The 22,298-nt window shown below is 49.8% G+C and carries 21 protein-coding genes; 8 read left to right on the top strand and 13 right to left on the bottom strand.

Annotation, left to right across the window (positions count from 1 at the left end):
• Positions 1 to 13 precede the first annotated feature (13 nt).
• Both ACJJJA_RS10595 and pcp read left to right on the top strand, forming a co-directional pair.
• A complete protein-coding gene (locus tag ACJJJA_RS10595; protein WP_444890558.1) occupies positions 14 to 433 on the top strand; it encodes an ester cyclase in 420 nt (139 codons plus the stop codon).
• 94 nt (positions 434 to 527) lie between these two features.
• The gene (pcp, locus tag ACJJJA_RS10590) at positions 528 to 1,196 is read left to right on the top strand and encodes a pyroglutamyl-peptidase I (protein WP_252085608.1); all 669 of its coding nucleotides are present in this window, start codon (positions 528 to 530) and stop codon (positions 1,194 to 1,196) included.
• 154 nt (positions 1,197 to 1,350) lie between these two features.
• Here pcp and ACJJJA_RS10585 read toward each other — a convergent pair whose 3' ends face one another.
• Positions 1,351 to 1,812: a cupin domain-containing protein gene (locus ACJJJA_RS10585; RefSeq protein WP_444904540.1), complete on the bottom strand. Its 462-nt coding sequence runs from the start codon at positions 1,810 to 1,812 to the stop codon at positions 1,351 to 1,353.
• 319 nt (positions 1,813 to 2,131) lie between these two features.
• Between ACJJJA_RS10585 and ACJJJA_RS10580 the strand changes: the two genes are divergently transcribed.
• The 3 genes from ACJJJA_RS10580 to ACJJJA_RS10570 all read left to right on the top strand — a co-directional run bounded on the left by ACJJJA_RS10580 (position 2,132) and on the right by ACJJJA_RS10570 (position 7,546).
• The gene (locus ACJJJA_RS10580; protein WP_444904539.1) at positions 2,132 to 3,685 is read left to right on the top strand and encodes an MFS transporter; all 1,554 of its coding nucleotides are present in this window, start codon (positions 2,132 to 2,134) and stop codon (positions 3,683 to 3,685) included.
• A gap of 105 nt (positions 3,686 to 3,790) precedes the next feature.
• The gene (hrpB, locus tag ACJJJA_RS10575) at positions 3,791 to 6,367 is read left to right on the top strand and encodes an ATP-dependent helicase HrpB (RefSeq protein WP_444904538.1); all 2,577 of its coding nucleotides are present in this window, start codon (positions 3,791 to 3,793) and stop codon (positions 6,365 to 6,367) included.
• 177 nt (positions 6,368 to 6,544) lie between these two features.
• A complete protein-coding gene (locus tag ACJJJA_RS10570; RefSeq protein WP_444904537.1) occupies positions 6,545 to 7,546 on the top strand; it encodes an endo alpha-1,4 polygalactosaminidase in 1,002 nt (333 codons plus the stop codon).
• Between the two features lie 68 nt (positions 7,547 to 7,614).
• Here ACJJJA_RS10570 and ACJJJA_RS10565 read toward each other — a convergent pair whose 3' ends face one another.
• The 8 genes from ACJJJA_RS10565 to curA all read right to left on the bottom strand — a co-directional run bounded on the left by ACJJJA_RS10565 (position 7,615) and on the right by curA (position 14,679).
• Positions 7,615 to 8,049 (bottom strand): nuclear transport factor 2 family protein, encoded by a 435-nt coding sequence (locus ACJJJA_RS10565; protein WP_444885221.1) that lies wholly within the window; start codon positions 8,047 to 8,049, stop codon positions 7,615 to 7,617.
• Positions 8,033 to 8,908: a patatin-like phospholipase family protein gene (locus ACJJJA_RS10560; protein WP_444904536.1), complete on the bottom strand. Its 876-nt coding sequence runs from the start codon at positions 8,906 to 8,908 to the stop codon at positions 8,033 to 8,035. Before ACJJJA_RS10560 ends, ACJJJA_RS10565 begins: the two co-directional genes overlap by 17 nt.
• 234 nt (positions 8,909 to 9,142) lie before the next feature.
• Positions 9,143 to 10,021 (bottom strand): patatin-like phospholipase family protein, encoded by an 879-nt coding sequence (locus ACJJJA_RS10555; protein WP_444904535.1) that lies wholly within the window; start codon positions 10,019 to 10,021, stop codon positions 9,143 to 9,145.
• Between the two features lie 127 nt (positions 10,022 to 10,148).
• Positions 10,149 to 11,027 carry a patatin-like phospholipase family protein gene (locus ACJJJA_RS10550; protein WP_444904534.1) on the bottom strand — a complete coding sequence of 293 codons (879 nt, stop codon included), beginning with the start codon at positions 11,025 to 11,027 and terminating at the stop codon, positions 10,149 to 10,151.
• 35 nt (positions 11,028 to 11,062) lie between these two features.
• Positions 11,063 to 11,923, bottom strand: a complete 861-nt coding sequence (locus ACJJJA_RS10545) for a patatin-like phospholipase family protein (RefSeq protein WP_444904533.1) — start codon at positions 11,921 to 11,923, stop codon at positions 11,063 to 11,065.
• A gap of 304 nt (positions 11,924 to 12,227) precedes the next feature.
• Positions 12,228 to 12,818 (bottom strand): Fe-S biogenesis protein NfuA, encoded by a 591-nt coding sequence (nfuA, locus tag ACJJJA_RS10540; protein ID WP_252085598.1) that lies wholly within the window; start codon positions 12,816 to 12,818, stop codon positions 12,228 to 12,230.
• Between the two features lie 116 nt (positions 12,819 to 12,934).
• Positions 12,935 to 13,615 carry a type 1 glutamine amidotransferase domain-containing protein gene (locus tag ACJJJA_RS10535; RefSeq protein ID WP_444888791.1) on the bottom strand — a complete coding sequence of 227 codons (681 nt, stop codon included), beginning with the start codon at positions 13,613 to 13,615 and terminating at the stop codon, positions 12,935 to 12,937.
• A 41-nt stretch (positions 13,616 to 13,656) separates the two neighbouring features.
• The gene (curA, locus tag ACJJJA_RS10530) at positions 13,657 to 14,679 is read right to left on the bottom strand and encodes an NADPH-dependent curcumin/dihydrocurcumin reductase (RefSeq protein ID WP_252085986.1); all 1,023 of its coding nucleotides are present in this window, start codon (positions 14,677 to 14,679) and stop codon (positions 13,657 to 13,659) included.
• 257 nt (positions 14,680 to 14,936) lie between these two features.
• On the opposite strand from curA, the gene metH reads away from it, so the two are divergent.
• Both metH and ACJJJA_RS10520 read left to right on the top strand, forming a co-directional pair.
• A complete protein-coding gene (metH, locus tag ACJJJA_RS10525) occupies positions 14,937 to 18,632 on the top strand; it encodes a methionine synthase (protein WP_444904532.1) in 3,696 nt (1,231 codons plus the stop codon).
• A gap of 10 nt (positions 18,633 to 18,642) precedes the next feature.
• Positions 18,643 to 18,864 carry a DUF2970 domain-containing protein gene (locus ACJJJA_RS10520; RefSeq protein ID WP_252085595.1) on the top strand — a complete coding sequence of 74 codons (222 nt, stop codon included), beginning with the start codon at positions 18,643 to 18,645 and terminating at the stop codon, positions 18,862 to 18,864.
• 777 nt (positions 18,865 to 19,641) lie between these two features.
• Here ACJJJA_RS10520 and ACJJJA_RS10515 read toward each other — a convergent pair.
• From ACJJJA_RS10515 to ACJJJA_RS10505, 3 genes are all read right to left on the bottom strand, one after another.
• Positions 19,642 to 20,142, bottom strand: coding sequence for a hypothetical protein (locus ACJJJA_RS10515; RefSeq protein ID WP_444904531.1), 501 nt, complete (start codon positions 20,140 to 20,142; stop codon positions 19,642 to 19,644).
• Positions 20,143 to 20,458: 316 nt separating this feature from the next.
• Positions 20,459 to 20,608 (bottom strand): hypothetical protein, encoded by a 150-nt coding sequence (locus ACJJJA_RS10510; RefSeq protein ID WP_444904530.1) that lies wholly within the window; start codon positions 20,606 to 20,608, stop codon positions 20,459 to 20,461.
• Between the two features lie 509 nt (positions 20,609 to 21,117).
• Positions 21,118 to 21,534 (bottom strand): TonB family protein, encoded by a 417-nt coding sequence (locus ACJJJA_RS10505; protein ID WP_444904529.1) that lies wholly within the window; start codon positions 21,532 to 21,534, stop codon positions 21,118 to 21,120.
• A 41-nt stretch (positions 21,535 to 21,575) separates the two neighbouring features.
• Between ACJJJA_RS10505 and ACJJJA_RS10500 the strand changes: the two genes are divergently transcribed.
• Complete coding sequence (locus ACJJJA_RS10500) at positions 21,576 to 21,740, top strand: hypothetical protein (RefSeq protein WP_444904528.1); 165 nt, start codon at positions 21,576 to 21,578, stop codon at positions 21,738 to 21,740.
• Positions 21,741 to 21,940: 200 nt separating this feature from the next.
• On the opposite strand, the gene ACJJJA_RS10495 is transcribed toward ACJJJA_RS10500, so the two are convergent.
• Positions 21,941 to 22,297: a hypothetical protein gene (locus ACJJJA_RS10495; protein WP_444904527.1), complete on the bottom strand. Its 357-nt coding sequence runs from the start codon at positions 22,295 to 22,297 to the stop codon at positions 21,941 to 21,943.
• Between the last annotated feature and the right edge of the window lies 1 nt (position 22,298).

Here is a 22,298-nt window from a genome sequence, read left to right as displayed (position 1 = left end):
CCTGGAGAGCACTATGTCCGCCAACCATAAAGCAACTTCTAAAAAGTTACTTGAGCTTTGGGGGGACAATACCCCACATGAAGCCTCAGATTATTTATCTGCCAATTACAAAAATCACCAAATGCCAGATGCCTCTGGAGGTACCTCAACAGAAACGCTGGAGGAGTGGCAAGACTTAGTGAAGGAGTTTCACAATAGCTTCTCCGACGTAAAAATGGAGATTTTACTGCAAGTTGCAGAGGGTGATTATGTATGTACCCGTTGGCGCGTAACGGCCACTCACACAGGTAAATTCATGCAGTATGAGGCCACCAATAAAACCAGCAGCTGGACAGGCACCCATACTGATCGCTACGAAGGTGGAAAGATGGTAGAAAGCTGGGTGGATTGGGATAAATACTCTTTCCTTGAGGAGCTTGGGCTGATCAAGTAAACCCCAGGAGCTAAAACCCCGGATCTGGCAAATGTGAATTCGGGGATTTAGTTAGATACGGATCTCATCGAATTACTATCAACAATAAACTGCCATGACAAAAGTTCTTGTTACTGGATTTGAACCTTTTGGCCATACACCAATCAACCCGGCCGAATCCGTGATGCGTGTACTGGATGGCACCCGTATTGGCAGCGCTGAAGTCTGCGGTCTACTTGTGCCAAACAATTTTTTCGAATGTATCGAGATCGTCACGAGGGCTATTAACGAACTTCGCCCACAAATAGTGATGATGCTCGGTGAATATGCCGGCCGTGCAGTTATCACTGTAGAGAGAATTGCACAAAACTATAATGACTCAACACGCTACCGCCTTAAAGATAACCGCGGGGTGGAGATGCAGGATGAGCCCACCATTCCCAATGGCCCGGTGGCCTATCGCAGTAATCTACCGCTTCGCGCCATGGTAAAAGCCATGCGCAATGCCGGCGCTCCCGCAGATATTTCCGACACTGCCGCCACCTTCTGCTGTAACCACCTGATGTACGGGGTACTTCACTATATTATTACCAATCAGCTGGATATTCGCGCAGGCTGGATACACCTTCCTCAATTACCTCAAGTAGCCGCGCTGGCAGAAAACATCGGCACCCCCAGTATGTCGAGAGAGACAGCGGCTCTCGGAGTACATGCCGGAATTGAAGCTGCACTGGGGCACACTGAGGATATTGATGAACCTATTCTCTCCAAGCCCCAAATTTAGCCCGGTTTCAGTGTTGAATATTTACACTGCCTGATGCCCAGAGAGATGTATTTCTAATGAAAAGCAAACCTGCTCCGATAGGCTCACAATCAATAATTCTCCACTTAACTCATGGGTGGCATATCCTTCTCCACTAGCTTTTAATAGTCCGTCGCTAACCGATAGCAGTATCGCCCTGGGCACTGATTAATACGAACGCAATTCTGCAGGGTTTATCTCCCCGATTGACCCAGTTATGAATGGTAGCTCGCTGAATTAAAGCATCACCTTCCGATAAGTGGATTACCGTATCCTCCCCCATCTCCATGTCGATCTCTCCGGAGAGTACAATTGCATAATCCAGGCTATCTGTGCGGTGTATACGAGGAGTTACCCCAGGACCAAACTCCACCACCTTGAAGATTGAGCCACCAGGTATCACAGTACCGACCTCACGTGCGCCCTTATCACTATTCTCTGAGTCAATCTCTACGGGCAGCTCAACTGTCGTCCAGAATTGTTGCTGTTCCATATGCGAGCGCCAGCTAGATATATGTTCACCGCTGTCATCTAGAACCACAATAGGTCTACCGGAATTATCATGCCCTGTTACTACACGCCTTAAATTTAGCCCCATACATTTCTCCACTCAGATTTCAGATCAACTTAATCAACAATAGATGCCCCCTAAAATTTGATAGGTTCAAGTAGACAACCAAATAATGAACATCACTGTCATATATTGTTACAGTCCAATCCAATAAGTAATAGATCCCCAATAACAAAGCTATAACTTTTAATATCAAACATTCAATTACCATACATAATGAGATTCTAGAGAAACTAAAGACACTCCAAAATTCTGATAGCAGATACATCTTCATTTATTGAGATATTTTACTTACAAGCTAAAAAGATCCCCTCACTTTCCCTAAAGTCATGATTAATTGGACGGCATGAGTAAGCAAACGGAACTTCCTTATCAACATCGATGGTGGGTACTAGGCGGCCTTGGACTTGGCCTAATGATCATTAATATTGATGTCACCGTGATCAACCTTGCGATCCCTACTATAGGAGAAAATTTTTCCGCAAAAATATATCAGCTGCAGTGGGTTAACAATATTTATCTTATTGCCATGGGCGGGCTAATCATTACTACGGGTAAGTTTGGAGATCGATTTGGTCATAAAAACACCCTCATGCTGGGCATAACCATTTTTCTTCTAGGATCAGTAATTGCCAGTGCAGCCCTCAACCTTGAGACCATAATCGCCGGCAGGTTTATACAAGGATCTGGCATGGCAGCCTCTTTCGGCATGATTTTTGTTCTAGCGGAAAGTCACTTTCAAAAGTCTGAACAAGGCCTAGCCGTTGGCCTACTGGTGATCTTTACCGCTACAGCTCAGTCAATAGGCCCGATTCTAGGCGGCTTTATTGTCACCCACCTGGGTTGGAGATGGGCCTTTTTAATCAATATTCCTGTATGCTTGCTATGTCTCACCATCTTGCAAATTTTCGCAAAAAGAGATACTCAAAACAAAAAAATATATATTCATTACAAATCAGGATTTCTTATTCTAGCTGCCTACCTCCTAATATTACTTTCACTTAATCTTGAACCTCACAAAGGAATAGCCAGCTTTCAGTTTATTCTACCTCTTGCATCCTCTTTAGTTATCTTAATTTTTGTTTTCCTTTGGCAGAGAACCCTATCCCAACCATTGATAAACCTGAACCTACTCCAAAACAAACTTTTCCAAGGATTACTTATAACTCGCGCATGCTTTCAAATGATATTTGGCTCTTTCCTATTTATTTTACCTTTATACCTAGAGAATATACTTGGCTATGAAGCCGTCAAGGTTGGCCTCATCATTCTCACAATGACAATATTCTTATGTTTTTCCTCAATTGCAGCTGGAATATTCAATAATAAATTCAACCCCATCCCCTCCATCGTCTTTGCCCAATTTACCTGCCTAACAGCTGCTCTATCACTAATACTGATGCCAGATAAACTGTCCTGGCATTACCTCATATTCGGCATGGTTTTTATGGGCATTACTGCTGGAATAATGTACTCCTCAACCAATCTTGCAGCAGTTCAAAGTGCCCCAAAAAATGAAAAGGGAGCAGCTTATGGGCTGTTCATCTCTAACACCTACCTCTGGTATGCTGCAGGAATATCATTCACAGGAATAATAGTAAGCACTGTCAGTGTCCGAACTTTCACAAAGCTCTCAAAAGAAACTCTCTCCAATGAGCACCAAGTTAATATGCTGGATGTTCTCCCCTTTATAACTGGAGCTCAACCTCTTAAAAAAGTAACAAGAGTTTTCCCAGATTCTTCGCTACATTCTCAAGTTTTGGAGTGGGGACAAGCATCATTTCACTCTGGATTTCATGCGTTAATGATCGCTTTTCTCTGCTTATCGCTCACTGGGTTACTGGCTAGTTTACTTTTCAGAAATACCACTCAGTTTCTTAGCAAAGATGGGGCATTATAAGTAGTCATCAGTTACAAATAGTACTCAGTGCCAAATGATTACTACTTTGTAGGAGTACAATAGCCCCATACACTCACACCCCTTAATCCTCTATAATTCTCTGCTATGCCAGAGTTACCAATTTATTCCGCCCTACCAGAGTTATTCAAAGCACTGGAAATACACAACAATGTGGTACTGCAAGCTCCTCCTGGCGCAGGCAAGACTACCGTTGTTCCCTTGGCCCTGCTCGAAACCGATTGGTTGGGGCAACGCAATATCATTATGTTGGAGCCTCGTCGCCTGGCTGCGCGCACGGCTGCGGCACGTATGGCTGCCCAGCTCGGAGAGAAGCTAGGCGAGACTGTGGGTTACCAGGTACGCGGGGAACGGCGGCGAAGTGCGAAAACCCGTATCCTGGTTGTTACCGAAGGTATTCTTACCCGGCTGCTGCAGTCTGATCCGGAACTGTCAGAAACCTCGCTGGTTATTTTTGATGAGTTTCACGAGCGTAGTCTTCAAGCCGACTTATCCCTGGCACTGTGCCTGCAATCCCAGGAATATCTGCGCGAAGACCTGAAACTATTGGTAATGTCTGCAACCCTGGAAACCGAGGCGGTAGCCAGGGTGCTCGGCGGTGCGCCAGTGGTCAGTAGTGAGGGGCGCAGCTTCCCCGTACATATCGATTACCTTGGCCCGCGGGAGGAGCCCGATGATCACCGCTCTATGCCTGCGCTCATGAGTCGCAAGATTCTCGAAGCACTTCGCAAAGAGTCAGGCAGTGTGCTCGCATTTCTTCCGGGAGTTTCCGAGATTCGCAAGGTGGAGGAGTTACTGCGCGAACAACTCGCCTCTGCGGCTGATCTCAAACCAGATAGCATTATTCTCACCCCACTTTATGGAGACTTGACCCGCGAACAGCAAGATCAGGCCATCGCTCCGGCCGCTCCTGATCAACGCAAAGTGGTGCTAGCAACCAATGTGGCAGAAACCAGCCTGACGATTGAGGGAATCCGCATAGTTGTGGATTCCGGCTTAATGCGAGAGTCTCGCTTCGATCCTAACAGCGGTATGAATCGGCTGGAGACCTGCCGAATCTCACAAGCCTCTGCCACCCAGCGCAGCGGCCGCGCCGGGCGCCTCAGCGCAGGATTTTGCCTGCGACTGTGGAGCGAGGGCCGTCAACGCAGCCTCAGCAGTAAAAACACCCCCGAAATAATACGCAGCGATTTGGCCCCCCTGGCGCTGGAATTAGCCCAGTGGGGAGTCAGTGATCCCACCGACCTGAGCTGGCTGGACCTTCCCCCCACAGGTCCTCTAGCCCAAGCCCAGGCACTATTAAAGCAACTGGGCGCACTAGACCAAGACTTGCGCATCACTCCACACGGCAGCGCCATGCTCACCCTGGGTTGCCATCCACGCCTCGCCCATATGATGCTTCGCAGCCTCGACTGGCATCTATCACAACAGGCCTGCCTACTCGCGGCGCTACTGTCAGAGAGGGATATCTTCCGGGGAGAAGCACGCTGGGATAGAGACATCAGCAAACGTATCGAAGCACTACAGGCCCATCCTAAGGGGCAAAATATCGACCGCGGTGCGGTGCAACATATTCGCCAGCAGGCCAACACTTGGCAGGGGCAATTAAAGGATTTCAAGCCGCAAGAACCTCGTAACAGCGATAGCATTGACCAGGCCGATAGAGTCGGGGTGCTATTGGGGCTCGCCTATCCGGATAGAATTGCCAAAAGCCGCCAAGATAGTGCACGCCGCTACCTGCTTTGCAGCGGCCGAGGCGCACATTTCTCGCACGAAGACGCCCTGGCTCTCAGCGACTTCCTTGTGATTGCCGAATTGGATGGACTGGGGCGCGATGCGAGAATACAGCTGGCCGCTCCAATTTCAAAAAACGCCTTACAGCGCTGTTTTGCCGACCAAATCGAGCAAAATACCACTATTCGCTGGGATGATACCGCCGGGCGTGCCGAAGCCCTGGAGCAGGTCACACTGGGCAAACTGGTGCTGGAGAAGCAAGTCGCCAAAGATGTTCCATCAGAGTTATTGAGCCGGGCACTACTTGATGCCATTCGCCAAAAAGGGCTTTCTCTACTGCCTTGGAGTAAAGAAGCCCTACAATTTCGCGCGCGGGTGGCGTTTTTGCGAAAGGAGGAAAGTGGCAAGTCACCACTGGAAAGCGCTCCGCTGCCCGACTGGAGTGATGATACGCTGTTGCAGGACCTTGAGCGCTGGCTATTACCGCATCTACATGGCTTCCATAAATTTGAGCAGCTCAAGCAGCTGGACCTGCTCAATATTCTGCGCGCACAACTCGACTGGGCCCATATTCAGCAAGTTGATGAGCTGGCTCCCAGCCACTACACCGTACCCAGCGGCTCACGCATTGCTATCGATTACGAAGCATCCCCACCAATCCTAGCTGTGCGCTTACAGGAACTCTTCGGCCTGGCACAAACCCCCGCAGTTTTGCGTGGGGGATACCCGCTAATGATTCACCTGCTCTCCCCTGCTCGTCGCCCGGTACAGATCACTCGCGATCTGGCTAATTTTTGGGCAAACACCTACGAAGAGGTCAAAAAGGAGTTGCGTATTAAATATCAGAAGCACTACTGGCCAGATGACCCCCGCACAGCGGTCGCCACCAACAAGACTAAAAAGAGAATGGATAACCCCAGGGGCTCCTAAGAGCCCCAAATCAAGTTTTTCAGCCCTGTTAAGTCCACATTCAGCAATCCCCCACTAGATTGCAGCAATTTAAGTTGGCGTTTGCCAATGGGGAACAATATCTGTACTTTTCTGCCAATAGATTACTAACAGACAAAACATCTAAGCTTAACTATTACATCTAGTTGGAGAACGACCTTGCATAGGAAGCTAGCGCTATTTTTCAGCCCACTACTCTTTCTTGGCTGTAGTGATGATTTACCTGACATCATTATTCCCGTAAATATCGATTACGATGAAGAAATGCGCCTGTTTGTGGAGGATATCAGCAAGTATGCAAAGGGCCTTGAGCGAGACTTTATTATCGTTCCGCAAAACGGTATTGAGCTGATCACCACCAATACCAGGACCAATGGCCCGGTAGATGACGCCTATGTGAACTCTACCGATGGTATCGCCCAGGAGGCGGTCTTCTTTGGGCAGAACGGTAATGTAGACCAACCCACCAGCGAAACTGAAAGCAAGCGCCTGCAGGACTATCTCAACCTGGCCAAGGAGAAAGGCCGTGAAATCCTGGTGACCGATTACGCCTATAGCGAACGCAATATTGACGAGTCTTACGAGGAGAACGAGAAAGCCGGCTACATCTCCTTCGCAGCCGACAATACGCTTCTGGACAATATTCCTTCCTACCCAGAAAAACCTTTCAATGTGAACAATGACGACATTGATAAACTGGAAGATGTCAAAAATTTCCTTAATATCACCAATACTACGAGCTTCTCCACACCCCAGGAATTCGTGGACAAGTTATCCGAAACCGACTACGACCTGCTGATCATCGACTTATTCTTTAGGGATAACCAGACCTATACAGAAGAGCAGATCAAGCAATTAAAGAAGAAGAACAATGGCGGGGATCGCCTGCTGATGGCCTATGTCAATATTGGCATGGCCCAGAGTAACCGCTACTACTGGCAAAGCTCCTGGCCCGCCGATCCACCGGCCTGGCTACTGGACGAAGTCCCCAATGAATCGGGCAACTATTACGTGGAGTACTGGAAAGCCGGCTGGCAGGACATTATCTATGGCAACAACAGCTCCTATATCTTCAGGATCGTAGATGCGGGCTTCGATGGTGCTTATATGGATGGCATCGACGTTTTTGAGTATTTCGATTCCCTCGAAACCGAGGAATAAGCGTAAACCTCACTTTCATGGAGCCTAAAACTCCACCCATCACCAACTGGATGGGTGGAAATTGGGAATCAGGCCGGCTGGGAGTCCTTGTACTGAGTCACATACTGGGACAGTCGGCCGGACATCTCTTCCGCCAGTTTCTGCAGGGCGTTGAGGGGACGTATCATTACCTCAAACTCCACGATCTTGCCATTCTCATCAAAGCGAATGATATCCAGCCCTTTAAGGCTCTTGTCACCAATGCTGGCCTTAAACTCTAAAGCCAGATCGCGGCCTGACTCGGTGGTGAAGCTGCGATCGTATTCAAAGCTTTCAAATACCTGCATTACGGTATTGAGGATAAGGCAAACCGCCGCAGAGCTGTGGTAAGGCTTAAAGAACGCCGGTGAGCGGAATACCGCATCCTCCGCAACGATAGTGGGCAGGCGACTGAGGTCCCGCTCCGCAACCATCTCGTGCCACAGGGCGATTGACTCCGCTATTGGGTTATTGGTATTGCTCATTGAGCATCTCCTGTTCAAGCATATGTTTTTGTAAAAACTCCCGACCATCGGTACGGCCGAGCTCGTAAGTCTTTTGTGCCAACTCAGGGTTGGTGTAGTCCCAAACGCTGAGATAAGGCGGCCGCGAGGGCTGCACATAGGTCCAAAGCTGCTCTCCGCGGCGCCTGGTAAAGCGGTTTGGGTAACGGGGGTAGCAGCGGCTGAGCAGAATCAACACCCGTCCCGCCTCACTATCCAGCCCAGCCACGGGGATATTGTCCACGACTCCACCATCGAGCACGGGATCTCCTGCACGACGCAAACGCGGTGTAAAAGGCGGCGTACAGGATGAGCAAAGAATGAGCTCCACCAACTCTTCCACACTCTGGCAATCCTGTGCGCGGTAAAAGTTCTGCTTGAAACCCAGGCCCAGAGCTATTTTTGGATGAAGACTGCGCAATAAGTGCTTATCGGTGTAATAGGCCAAAGCCCCCACCCCAAACGCCAACCCAGCAGGCAAAAGGCGCGGTGGGTGTACAACACCAATCTGCAGATCTGCGGCCGCACTCAGGGGCTCAAGGCCATCGCGAAATAACTCCAGCATGGCATTGCGGTAAATTCCGTACTGGGGAAACACCCGCTCTTTCTTTAGCACGTTGCCCCAATAAGCGTTCTTGCGGTTGGCGGCAAAAGCCGACCAGAAGTGCTCCCTACCCGCCTCAATACGCCCCATCAGGATCAGGCTTGCCATTAGCCCCCCAGCAGAAACTGCGGTTACCCTCCTTGGAGAAAGCCCAATTTCTGCGGCAACAGACTCCCAAAAGCCAATCTGCCAGGTACAGCGACCGCCGCCACCTGCAAATACAACCTGATCAAACATGCATCCTTTCCTGTTCAATGGGCAAACTGCCCTTGTAAAGCCTAAAGCCGATCTCCACTTAGGGCACCGCCGCACAAAGCTTATATGCAACTAATTGCATAAGCTAATGGATTCAGCAGGCTAGTGCAACCAGGGGCCTCAGCACTGCCATCCCAGGTATTTCCACCAAGAAAGCAGCCCCCTTTACTCCCACGTGGAGCCACCCAACTTTTAAAATTAATCAGCAAAATTAGCTTAAAGCGCGATTAGGTCATCACTAAGGGTTGAGCCCTCTCTAAGCTTTCTCAATACGGCCTTACCATCAGCTCGACCTATCTCCAAAGTCTTGTTAACCGCTTCCGGGTTAGTGAAATCCCACACTTTAATCGGCAACGTTTTGGAGGGCTGCACATAGGTCCATAGCTGTTCACCTTGACGCTGGGTGAAACAGTCAGGGAAATCACGGAAGCGACTGGTTAGCAGAATTAACACCCTGCCTTCTTTGCTATCCAATCCGCCTACCGGCACATTGTCCACGATTCCGCCATCCAGAATTTCCCTGCCATTCAGATGGAGCCTTGGAGTAAATGGGGGGGTGCAAGAGGAACTCAGAATTAAATGTTCCAGTTCATCCATATTCTTACAATCTTGAGCGCGGTAAAAATTCTGGCGGAAGCCAAGTTTGGTGGCTGCCGTGGAGTGCAGATTGCGGGTAAATCCCTTGTCGGCATAATAAATGACTGCGCCAAAAGTTAGCGCCAAAGGACCGTACATCCAGGCGGGCGGGTGGCTAACCGCCAGACGCAGCTCAGCCACACTCTGCAGGGCCTGAGGTCCGTTTTCGAACAGCTGTCGAATCCCATCGCGGCAGATAGCGTATTGGGGAAAAACCGCCTCCTGCCTAAATAAATTACCCCAATAGATATTTTTGCGATTGGTACTAAAAACTGAGCGAACATACTCCACCGCCTCCGGGCCCCTGTCGATCAGCAGTAAGCCCGCCACAAGACCACCCGCCGACACAGCACTCACCACTCTGGGAGATAGATTGATTTCACCAGATACAGATTCCCAAAAACCAATCTGCCAGATACAACGGCCGCCACCGCCAGCAAAAACTACCTGATCAAACATTGAAAAGCTCCCTGTTACCACTGTACCGCTCTTCCTGAGCCGGCACTTACCGAACTTCCCCCGCTGAATAAATCTAATCTGTAGCAATCATCTCTTGGCGCCTGTTTATGCCGGTTAAAATACCGGGTTACTTTTTCTGCGAGCCCGTATAAAAACCCCGCTCAGCCAACATGTTCTGCATAAATATACGTCCATCGCGGCGCCCTATTTCATACGCATTGATCAAGCCTTCAGGGTTAGTGAAGTCCCAAACACTAATGGGGGGCGACTGTGATGGCTGCACATAAGTCCACAATTGCCTGCCTTGAGACTGGGTAAACCAATCGGGAAAGCCCCGATAGCGACGGGTCAGTAAAATAAGCACTCGCCCTTCACCAGGGTCAATGCCCTCAACCGGTACATTGTCCACTACCCCGCCATCCAAAACTTTTTTCCCCGCCAAGCTCAGCCTTGGCGTAAATGGTGGTGTGCACGATGAACTCAGGATCAGCTGCGTAAATTCTCCGATATCAGTACATTGCTGAGCGCAGAAAAAATCCTGTTTGTAACCCAACCGCCGCGCCGCTTTTGGATGCATTTTGCGGTGCAAATATTTGTTGGAATAATAAATTGCCCCTCCAACAGCCAATGCTAATGATGCTGGCAGCCAATTGGGTGGCCGGGAAACAGCAACCCTGAGTTCCGCGGCGGATTTCAAGTCTTTAAAACGGTCGCTAAATAGCTCCTTGATACCTTCCCTATAGATTTCATAATGGGGAAACACTGGCGCCTTGCCCAAAAGGTTTCTCCAATACACATTGCGAGGATTCTCATTGAATACCGATGAGAAATAATCCACCGAAGCAGTTGCTCTACCAATCAATATCAAACCTGCAATCATGGCCCCAGCAGAAACCCCTGTGAGCACTCTCGGTTTGAGCTTTATCTGGTCGGCAATCACTTCCCAAAACCCAATTTGCCAGGTACAGCGGCCACCCCCACCGGCAAATACCACCTGATCAAACACCCTTTAATTGCTCCACCTAGCAATAACCCAATTCTTCACTTGGCGCTCCCCTCGGGAGAATATGCCGCCAGGAATGCCTCTCCATCGGCATAACCCGCATCAAAGGCCTGCCACACCCCCTGTGGATTGGAAAAATCCCAGACGCTCACCGGCAAGGGCTGGCTCGGCTGCACATAAGTCCAGAGTTGCTCACCCTTTTGGCAACTGAAATGATTTGGGTACTGTGGGTAATTGCGGGTTAACAGAATCAGTACCTGGCCTGGCCCCGGCTTAAGCCCACCTACCGGCACGCTATCTACGATACCGCCATCCAGAACCTCTCTACCCCCGTCCTGTTGTCTGGGCGTAAAAGGTGGCGTGCAAGAGGAGGAGAGGATCAGTTTTTGCAGATCGCCCACATTGTTACAGTCTCGTACCGAGTAAAAGGACTGTCGATAACCAAGGCGCTTGGCGGTGTTTGGGTGCAGAGAACGAGTGAGAAAGGTATCGGAGTAATCAATACCAACTCCGATAATTAGTGCTAAAGAGCCATTTAACCAGCCCGGCGAATGGCTAACTGCTATTCGCATTTCTGCAGCCTCTCGCAGGCGTTCAAAACCGCCCTCAAACAGTCGGTTCATACCATTACGGTAGATGTGGTGATGGGGAAATAGCGGGTCTTTACGAAAGAGATTGCCCCAGTGAACGTTGCTGGGATTTTCCTCGAAGGCCTCGGCAAAATACTCTACTGCATCCAAGGACTTGCCCATCAATATCAGGCTGGAAACCAGGGCGCCGGCTGAGACGGCACTCACCACCTTGGGTCTAAGTTGAATCCTGTCTGCAACAGACTGCCAAAACCCAATCTGCCAGGTACAGCGCACTCCTCCACCGGCGAATACCACCTGATCGAACATAGAACTCTATCCCGGCCTGCCCGCTATAGCCACTGAAGTCAGAGCGCCCACAAGGCGCCATACACCCCTTTTGAGCGTGGATACCACCCCAGCTACAAATCCAAGAGGTCTTTAAAATATATACGGGGCAGGCAAAGTCCGGGGCGGCCCAGGCGCCTTCAGAAGTTAATAAGGAGTGCAGCGACAGGTAAGAAGGGAGGCAAAATCATAAGAAAGGAACTAACCAGTTCAGATAAGCAAGAAAAAAGGCGAAGTATTACTTCGCCTTTTAATTCTCTCCGGGAAGAGCATACGGACCCAACTATTAGTAATAAGCCTGAGACTTATCAGTGTGATCGGTAATATCTTTAACACCGGCCAGTTCGGGGATTTTCTCTTTTAGAGTTTTCTCAACACCTTCTTTCAAGGTCATATCCACCATGCCACAACCCTGGCAGCCGCCGCCAAACTTCAACACGGCAAATTTATCCTCTGTGACCTCCACCAGGCTCACCTGGCCACCATGAGCCGCCAGCCCGGGGTTTACCTCATTGAAGAGTACATAGTTAATACGGTCTTCTATTGGGCTGTCATCGGTGATCTTCGGCATTCGCGAGTTGGGCGCGCGAATGGTGAGCTGGCCACCCATTTTATCGGAGGAGTAGTCAACCCTGGCATCGTCCAGGTAAGGCACACTGCGGCCTTCAAAGTAGGCCTTGAGGCCGTTCATCTCCATCACCACATCTTCTGCCTCCTCCTCGCCGGGGCGACAGTAGGCAATGCAAGTTTCGGCACTGGGAGTACCTGGATTGGAGACAAACATACGAATCGCGATTCCCTCGCAGTCCTGCTTGGCCAGCAGTTCCTTCAGGTACTCCTGCGCGGATTCAGTGATGGTGACATTCAGTTCTGACATAAGCCTTCTCAAATAACCGAGCTTCTTTGTCGGGTATTTTACTCTCAGAAACGCCCAAGTGAAACCGGTGTGTTTTTCGGGAGGGTAACGGCCGCGAGCAGCCCCCCGAAAATGGCTCAAACGGGGATCATTCCCATCAGGGTTTGTGCCACATCCTCCGAAGAAGCGGGGTTCTGACCAGTGACCAGCTTGCCATCCACGACCACATAGGGTGCCCAATCGTCTTCGCTGGAGTAGTTACCTCCGCGATCTTTAAGCATATCCTCCACCAGAAAGGGCACAACATCCACCAATCCCACCGCCTCCTCCTCGGAGTTACTAAAGCCGGTGACACTCTTGCCGGAAACCAAGGGATGGCCGCCTTTGCGCCGGGTATGGCGAAAAATGGCCGGTGCATGACACACAGCACCCACCGGCTTATCAGCCCCATAGAACGCCTCAATCAGGGAAATGGAATCCTTATCCTCTGCCAGATCCCAAAGGGGGCCGTGACCACCGGGATAAAAAACAGCATCGAAATCCGCCTCCTGCACATTGGCAAGCTTGCCCGTATTGGCAAGCGCTTGCTGGGCTGCCGGATCCTGGCGGAAACGCAGGGTGGCATCGGTCTGGAAATCTGGTTCATCACTTTTGGGGTCTAGCGGTGGTTGCCCGCCTTTGGGGGAAACCAGTGTGACTTGCGCCCCGGCATCCTTGAAGACGTAGTAAGGCGCGGCAAACTCCTCCAGCCAAAAACCAGTCTTCTTACCGGTATTGCCCAGCTTATCGTGTGAAGTCAAAACCATTAAAATTTTCATCGGCGACCTCCCTGGTGCCTGTTATTGATGCAGTTCTGCAATTAATCGTCGGTACCCAAGCGCACCACGACTTTGCCAAAATTCTCCCCCTGTAATAACCCCATCAGGGCGCGGGGCGCTTTTTCCAACCCCTCAACCAGATCCTCACGGTATTTGATGCGACCCTCGCCAACCCAGTGACTCAAACCAATAATAAAATCGCCGAAGCGCTCATATTGATCAAAAATAATAAATCCTTGGATTTTAAGGCGCTTGGTAAGGATTTCACGCATCAACAAGCTCAGGCGATCCGGACCCTCGGGCAGTGACGTAGCGTTGTAGTGAGCAACCAGCCCACACACGGGAACCCGGGCAAAGTCATTGAGAAGCGGTAAAACCGCATCAAATACATCTCCGCCCACATTTTCGAAATACACATCCACACCGTCTGGACAGGCCTCCTCCAACTGCTCGGGAAACTCCTCTGCTCGGTGGTTGAGACAGATATCAAAGCCCAACTCCTCTACCGCGTAGCGGCATTTTTCTGCTCCACCGGCAATACCAACTACCCGGCACCCCTGAATTTTACCAATCTGCCCTACAGTGGAGCCCACAGGGCCAGTAGCTGCAGCGACAACCAGAGTGTCCCCTGCTTTTGGCTGGCCAATTTCCAGCAGCCCGTAATAGGCGGTAATACCCGGCATACCCAAAACACCGAGTGCATAGGAGGGGTGGCTGGGATTTTTACCAAGATTCACCAATCCTTCACCATCTGAGATTGCATAATCCTGCCATCCGCAATAACCAAGCACCCAGTCTCCCTCTTCGAAATCATCCAGGTGTGACACAAGCACCCGGCTGACTGTGCCACCCACCATAACGCCCCCCAGGGGTACCGGCTCTGCGTACGATTTGGCATCACTCATGCGGCCGCGCATATAGGGGTCCAGGGAGAGAAAAACCGTTCGTAACAACACCTCACCCCGAGCAGGTTCGGGCACCCCCAACTCCTCAATACTAAAATTGTCTTCGCTCGGTGCCCCTTCGGGCCGGGAAGCCAATACAACCCGGCGGTTCTTATCCATTGATTGCACGATGTATCTCCTTCACTGAGCCAGACTTTCACTTGGTACAACCTTTTGTACCATTGGCGAGCCAGGCCCTCTCCTGAGTTTTTATGTCTAGTGAAGGCCAAACTATAGATAGAAATTGCACGCCGTTAGTAAAAATTTACCGGTTATTGTGTCGTAGTATTTTTTGCCCATCAATTTAGCCCCTATTGACAAGTATCCGTGTGCTAAGATTGATGCCTTTCCCGCCATAGACAATTAAGGATTGGTCAATGTCTGCGCTGTCCCGTAATCAACGCCTGGAGCAACTCAAAGCCGCGCTCGCTCAGCGCATCCTGATTCTCGACGGCGCTATGGGAACCATGATTCAGCGGGAAAAATTACAGGAAGAAGATTACCGCGGCGCCCGCTTTGCTGACTTCCATAAGGATCTGAAAGGTAATAACGACCTTTTAAGCATTACTCGTCCCTACCTGATCGAACAGATCCACCGGCAATACCTGGAAGCTGGCGCCGACATTATCGAGACCAATACTTTTAATGCGACTGAGCTGTCCCAGTCTGATTACGACATGGAACATCTTGTAGTAGAGCTGAATCGAACCTCAGCAGAAGTGGCCCGCCGCGCGGCGGATGCCCTCTCCACCCCAGAGCGCCCCCGCTGGGTGGCCGGAGTGATTGGCCCTACCTCACGTACCGCCAGTATTTCCCCGGATGTCAACGACCCGGGTGCGCGCAATGTGACTTTCAATGAGCTGGTACACAATTATGTGGAAGCCGGCCGCGCCCTGATCGAGGGCGGCAGTGACCTGATCCTGATTGAAACCATCTTCGACACGCTCAATGCCAAGGCGGCCATTTACGCCATGCAGAAGCTGTTTGAGGAGCTGGGCTTCGAATTGCCAATTATGATCTCCGGCACCATTACTGACGCCTCCGGCCGCACCCTCTCCGGCCAGACTACCGAGGCGTTTTACTACTCCATCGCACACGCCAAGCCCATCTCCGTTGGCCTTAACTGTGCCCTAGGGGCCACCGAACTGCGCCCCTATGTAGAGGCTTTATCTGGCGCCTGTGCCACTTATGTTTCCGCGCACCCCAATGCCGGCCTGCCCAATGAGTTTGGCGAATACGACGAAACCCCGGAGCAAACCGCGGCGATCGTGGCAGAATTTGCCCGCAGTGGTTTTATCAATATTCTCGGCGGTTGCTGCGGCACCACTCCAGAACACATCCGCGCCATTGCAGAGGTGGTATCCGATATCCCTCCACGCCAGTTGCCCGAGATCAAACCGGCTTTACGCCTTTCCGGTTTGGAGCCTTTTGTGGCCGACGAAAGCGCCCTCTTCGTCAATGTGGGCGAGCGCTGTAATGTGACCGGCTCCGCCCGTTTCAAGCGACTGATTCTGGAAGAGGATTACGATACCGCCCTGCAGGTCGCCGCCGCACAGGTGGAAGATGGCGCGCAGGTGATTGATTTCAATATGGATGAGGCGATGCTCGATGCACACGCCGCCATGCGCCGTTTTCTCAACCTGGCAGCCACCGAGCCCGACATCGCTAAGGTGCCCTTTATGGTGGACTCCTCCAAATGGGAGGTGATTGAGGCCGGGTTGCAGTGCATCCAAGGTAAACCCATCGTGAACTCCATCAGCCTCAAGGAAGGCAAAGAGGAGTTTATTGAGAAGGCGCAACTGTGCCTGCGCTATGGTGCCGCCGTAGTGGTGATGGCCTTTGATGAGCAAGGTCAAGCGGATACCTTTGAGCGCAAAATCGAAATCTGTAAGCGCAGTTATGAGGTATTGGTAGAAGAAGTTGGTTTCGATCCCACCGATATTATTTTCGATCCTAATATTTTCGCCGTCGCTACTGGCATTGAAGAGCACAACAACTACGCGGTGGACTTTATTGAGGCCTGCCGTTGGATTCGTGAGAACCTGCCGGGTGCTCAAATCAGCGGTGGTGTCTCCAACGTTTCCTTCTCTTTCCGCGGCAACAACCCGGTGCGCGAGGCCGTTCACTCGGTATTCCTATTCCACGCCATCAAGGCCGGCCTGAATATGGGCATCGTCAACGCCGGTCAGCTGGCAGTCTATGACGAGCTGCCTGAAGAATTGCGGGAAAAGGTGGAAGACGTCATCCTCAATCGCAATGACGAAGCCACCGAAGCCCTGTTGGATATCGCCCCCAAATATATGGGTGAAGGCGGCGGCACTGCGCGCAAGGAAGACCTCAGCTGGCGTGAGCTGCCGGTCAAAGAACGTCTGGCGCACTCCTTAGTAAAAGGAATCAACAACTATATCGAGGCAGACACAGAAGAGGCCCGCGCCAATAGCAGCCGCCCCCTGGATGTGATCGAAGGTCCGCTGATGGACGGTATGAATATCGTTGGCGACCTGTTTGGCGAGGGCAAGATGTTCCTGCCCCAGGTGGTGAAATCGGCACGGGTGATGAAGCAGGCCGTCGCCTATTTACAACCGTTTATCGAAGCGGAAAAAACCGAGGACAGCCGGCCCAACGGCCGTATCCTTATGGCCACGGTAAAAGGCGATGTGCACGATATCGGCAAGAATATCGTCGGGGTGGTGCTGGCCTGTAACAATTACGAGGTAATCGACCTCGGCGTGATGGTGGCCGCAGAAACTATTCTGCAAACCGCCCGGGAAAAGAATTGTGACATTATCGGCCTATCCGGTTTAATCACCCCCTCCCTTGATGAGATGGTGCATGTCGCCGCAGAAATGGAACGCCAGAAGTTCGATATCCCCCTGCTGATTGGCGGTGCCACCACTTCCAAGGCACACACCGCAGTAAAGATTGATCCCCAATTCAATCGCAATCAGGTAGTGTATGTGGCCGATGCCTCGCGCGCTGTGGGGGTGGCCAGCAGCTTGATTTCCGATGAACTGCGCCCCGCCTTTGTTGAAAAGGTCCGCGCGGAATATGAAAAGGTGCGCACCCGCACCGCCAATAGAAAGCGCAACGACACCCGGCTGACCTATGCGGAAGCCCGAGATAACGCCCCTGAATTCGACTGGCAAAATTACCAACCCGTAAAACCCAAAAAACTGGGAATTACCGTTATCGAAGATTTTCCACTGGAAAACCTCCTCGATACGCTTGATTGGACACCCTTCTTTTTATCCTGGGATCTGGCGGGCAAGTATCCGGCTATCCTCAAGGATGAAGTGGTCGGCGAGGCTGCCAGCGATCTCTACCACAATGCCCAGCGCCTGCTGAAAGAGATGATTGCCAAAAAGCAGCTGCGCGCCCGCGCTGTGTTCGGTTTGTGGCCCGCCAATAGCATCGGCGACGATATCATTGTGTACAAAGATGAAGCGCGCAGTGATGAACTGGCGCGTTTACATCATATTCGCCAACAGGTACAAAAGATGGGCGGCGATGGTCTGTGCCGTTCACTGGCAGATTTTGTTGCTCCTCTGGATTCCGGCTATATCGATTATGTCGGCGGCTTCGCAGTTACCACTGGCATTGGCGCCGACGAACTGGCACAGAACTACGAAGCCAAGCACGATGACTATAACGCAATTATGGTGAAGGCCCTGGCGGACCGACTGGCAGAATCTTTTGCTGAAACCCTGCACCGCCAAGTACGCAAGGAATACTGGGGCTATGCGGCAGACGAAGAGTTGAGCAATGAGCAGCTAATCAAAGAAGCCTATCAGGGTATCCGCCCGGCGCCCGGCTATCCCGCCTGCCCGGACCACTCAGAAAAGGCGACTTTGTTCAGTTTATTGAACGCCGAAGAAAGTGCCGGGGTCAGCCTGACCGAGCATTTCGCCATGATGCCAGCGGCCGCAGTCAGCGGCTGGTACTTCGCCCACCCGCAGGCCAAATACTTTAATGTCGGTAAAATCGGTCGGGACCAGCTGCAAAGCCTGGCCAAGCGCAAAGGAATTAGTGAACAGGAACTGGAGCGCTGGCTGCGCCCAAATCTCGAAGAGTGAGGATCCCCCCATGCAGGAAAATAATAAGAAACGAGCAAGGAAGCCCGGACTAGGCCAGATTGTACTAAGCACTTTGGCAGGGGCCATTGGAGTTCAGAGCAACAAGAACCGAGAGAAGGACTTTCAAAGCGGCAGCATGATGCACTTTGTTGTCGCCGGAATTGTCTTCACCATTTTGTTTGTCTTAACCCTGATACTGATCGTAAAGACCGTACTGGGCAATATGGGCTAAAGCTCTCCCCCAGCTAGAATTCTCTCAGCAAAAGCGGGCAGTTCGCCCGCTTGATCACTCAAATTTCTGCATAAATAGATTTCAGCCCAAGCAGATAGCCCTATGGAAGGTATTGCTGTGAGTCATAGAGGGGGATTTACGGAGAAGTACCCGGTACGGCTCGGCTCCGGGTCGGGACATCATATGGGTCAGCGGGTAGCAACCCAGAAAATACAGGTTGCAACAAAGATAGCGACCAGAGCTACAGCGGCGATGGCATCTGCGAAATTGTCTTCTTCCGGGGTAACAGCTACTTCTTCCTTCATCGAATTTCTCCGATTACACATTATTGTTATTCAAAGTAGGTGAGCCGCAGGCAGCGGCGTATCAAGTAGAGCAAATTGAGTCTGCAGTTGCAAGGTGGGCCGGGGTTGGATTGTAGATCTGTTCATTTATAGGGAAAGGGTCTGCCTTATCCAGCATTTAATGACCGATATTACTGCGATTGCAATTTGGGGGATTACAGACTCCCACGCAGAGGGCGCTAACTATATTCGCCAACGCACCGGCAATTTCCATACTCAATCGAAAATCATCTAAATCGGAAATGCTGCGCATACCCTAAAGATAAACATCGCTGACAAATAGAACCCTGAAAAATACTATGCAATTCTTTTAGTAAAAACTATGTTTTAGTCTCCAAGAGAAGCAAATGTTCCCTTGAAGACCAAATTATCTAGCCTGGAAGGTTAATCATAAAGCTTCATTACCTAAATCAGTAATTCACCTAAACTCTAACTAAAGCTTCACTTTGATATCTTTCGGCGGATGACAATGAAATACTACATAGGTAGTATCCGGAGTGTAGTAACATGTAACATCATAGTGATAACCATCGTCTTGCTCATCTTTTTGCACAGAGGGGAACATCTTCTTATTTTCTTGAAGTGTCTTTCCTTTTAACCACTGATCAACAAAATAATCTTTTGCTATCACTGCAGCAGTCTCTGCACGCGCTTTGTAAAAGGTACTCAGCACCTTATCCGCACTAGGATTATCCTTATAATAAATCTGGCTGCCATCAGTATTTCTTTGTTGTATATCGTTTTTACTGCAATATCCATGTACTATTTTATCGTGCTTAGACTGATAACCGAGCTCAAGATATACCGATACATTCATCGTCAAAATAGAACGGCTACCATTTTCATGGGGCTTTGGATTTTGATAGTGCAAATCAAAATCACCAACAGGGTGAACAGCGGCTCCCATCTCCTCTATATCTTTTGGTAATGACATAACATTTCCTTTTATGAAGTTAATTTAAGTTTTCGCTTCAATTCAAATTACACAGCCTTGTTTCTTATGTGTAATCTTTTCTCAAACAAGCATGAGCAATCTCAATATGGGAGATAAGGAAGTTGCTATACAGAGTGAAGCTGTTCATCTTCATAAATACGGAAATTAAATCTTTTCAACTTCCTAATCAGTGTATTCTGGTACCCGTTTGGGCCATCAAATCTTTAAACAAGTTTGTTACCAGCAGTATCTTTGTCAACCTGCCTGAACGATCGGTGATGAGATTCAAGGAGCCTTAGGGATCTTTGCGCTCATTCTATATACTGGCGGCTTCATCGGATGCATTCAGCTCGATACACTTGATAGCAATCCCTGTGATATTACGGCGAAAGAAACTCTTGATAGTTGCACAGCAGGTGCTACGCTCGATCACTTTCACTACACTGCCGATCTGCAAGGTGGTCACAGTGCCTTTGCCGTTGTCGTCCACGCGCTTGAAGCGGCCGCGGTCCGGGCCGTAGGTGAAGCGCGTATCGTGGCTGCCCTAAGTGACTAGGCTGGGTTTATCAAATACCGCTTACGGCTGCCCAAGTCGCCACTCATGCTGCCGCTGTTGTCGCACTGATAGCTAGTATTGCTGGCATCATAGTAGCGCATCTCTTGGGTAACAGTTTGAATACAAGTCTGATAGAGGCATGCTTGGCACAGGCAATTGAAGCCATTCTATTCAATGCTCTTTAGCAAGTCCTAGCTATAGCTGTGATCGCCACAAAGATCGGTTTTTGGCAAAATTATGAAACTCAAAACTTATTACTGAGTTCGAAAAGGGGGATATATCTTAAAAGCAGAACCCCAACAAGTACTTTGCCGAGGCTATTAAGTAGTGGTTCCGTTAGATAGAAAGTGTTATTTAAGCGTAGGGAATTCAATCTCCTCTTTATCACTAGGGACAAAATAAAGATCTAGCTTTCCTCTCTATCCTTTATATCTAGGATGCTCTTCACCTAACTCAAAAATTATTAGAAAGTAATAATCCTTAAGAATAGAGGCCTTACCTTTCTGCTTATAGGGTTCAAACTGGGAGCCCCTTAGATATCTTATTGCAGCTGAATTAAATGCAGCGCTCGGGCTGAAATCTACCACATTAAGATTATTCGCAATTCCTTGCTTACTTATATCTCCTCGAACAAGCACCCAACCTTCTTGGCCTTTATCAAACTCAGTTTTAGGGTAAAGCATTTTCGGTGAAATAGCTCTTCGAATCTTCCACTCAACCCCCCTATTCAGCATTTGTATATTTGGCTTTTCGCTGACAGGCATCACATTTAGTGACATGCAAGAAGCTAGAAAGAGGTAGCTCAAGAAAATTAATTTAGTTTTCGATAGTGACACAATCTTAGTTCTCCACTGGTATTACCGGCTTTGGTTACCGCATGGGAGCGTGGGCCATTGTACTCATAGCTACCAACGCCTGTTTTATAGGTGATATTACCGGCATCATCATAGCGAACCTCCTGGGTGGCAGTTTGGCTGCCGGCCTGATAGAGGCGTGCGTAGCGCAGGCGATTGAGGCCGTCGTACTCAAAGCTTTCCTGTAAATCTTTGTAATACTACTTCAATTGTCTATAGACAGAATTATTAGGCTCCTCAGATATAAGGCCTGGCATTAGACTCAATCAGGATGGAATAAAGATAAAACAGAACCCCGATAGAAAGATCTATCAGGGTGTTCAAAACTCTGCCCCCAATTGTTCAAATGGAGACTAGGCAATAGCCCGCTAGGCCCTCAAAATGCTCACTAATTCATTTTTATTATCAAAGCTGAAATAGGCTCACCTTGGCGGACAAGTAAATATCCTTCCCTGCCATGTAAAGCCTTCCAGCTTAGCTGGGGGGTTTTGAAATAAACAAAACAATCGCCCTCTTTGTATTTATTCTTTAAAGCCAACCACTCAGAATTAAGGTTTCCAAAAGGCAAAAAGACACCTTTTTCGTTTTCAACCGATTCTTTTAGCTCGATAGTATCGACTGGGATCGGCTCTGACAAATAAACAGTAACCTCGAAATATTTTCTCACCTTTTCAATGTCACAAGTTGAGGCGGCACAAGATAGGCTCCAAATTAAATTAAATAAACAAATTATAATCCACCTCATA

It is taken from the genome of Microbulbifer mixtoriginis (SeqCode) (assembly GCF_052466865.1).
This window is presented reverse-complemented; position numbering and strand designations above follow the sequence as displayed.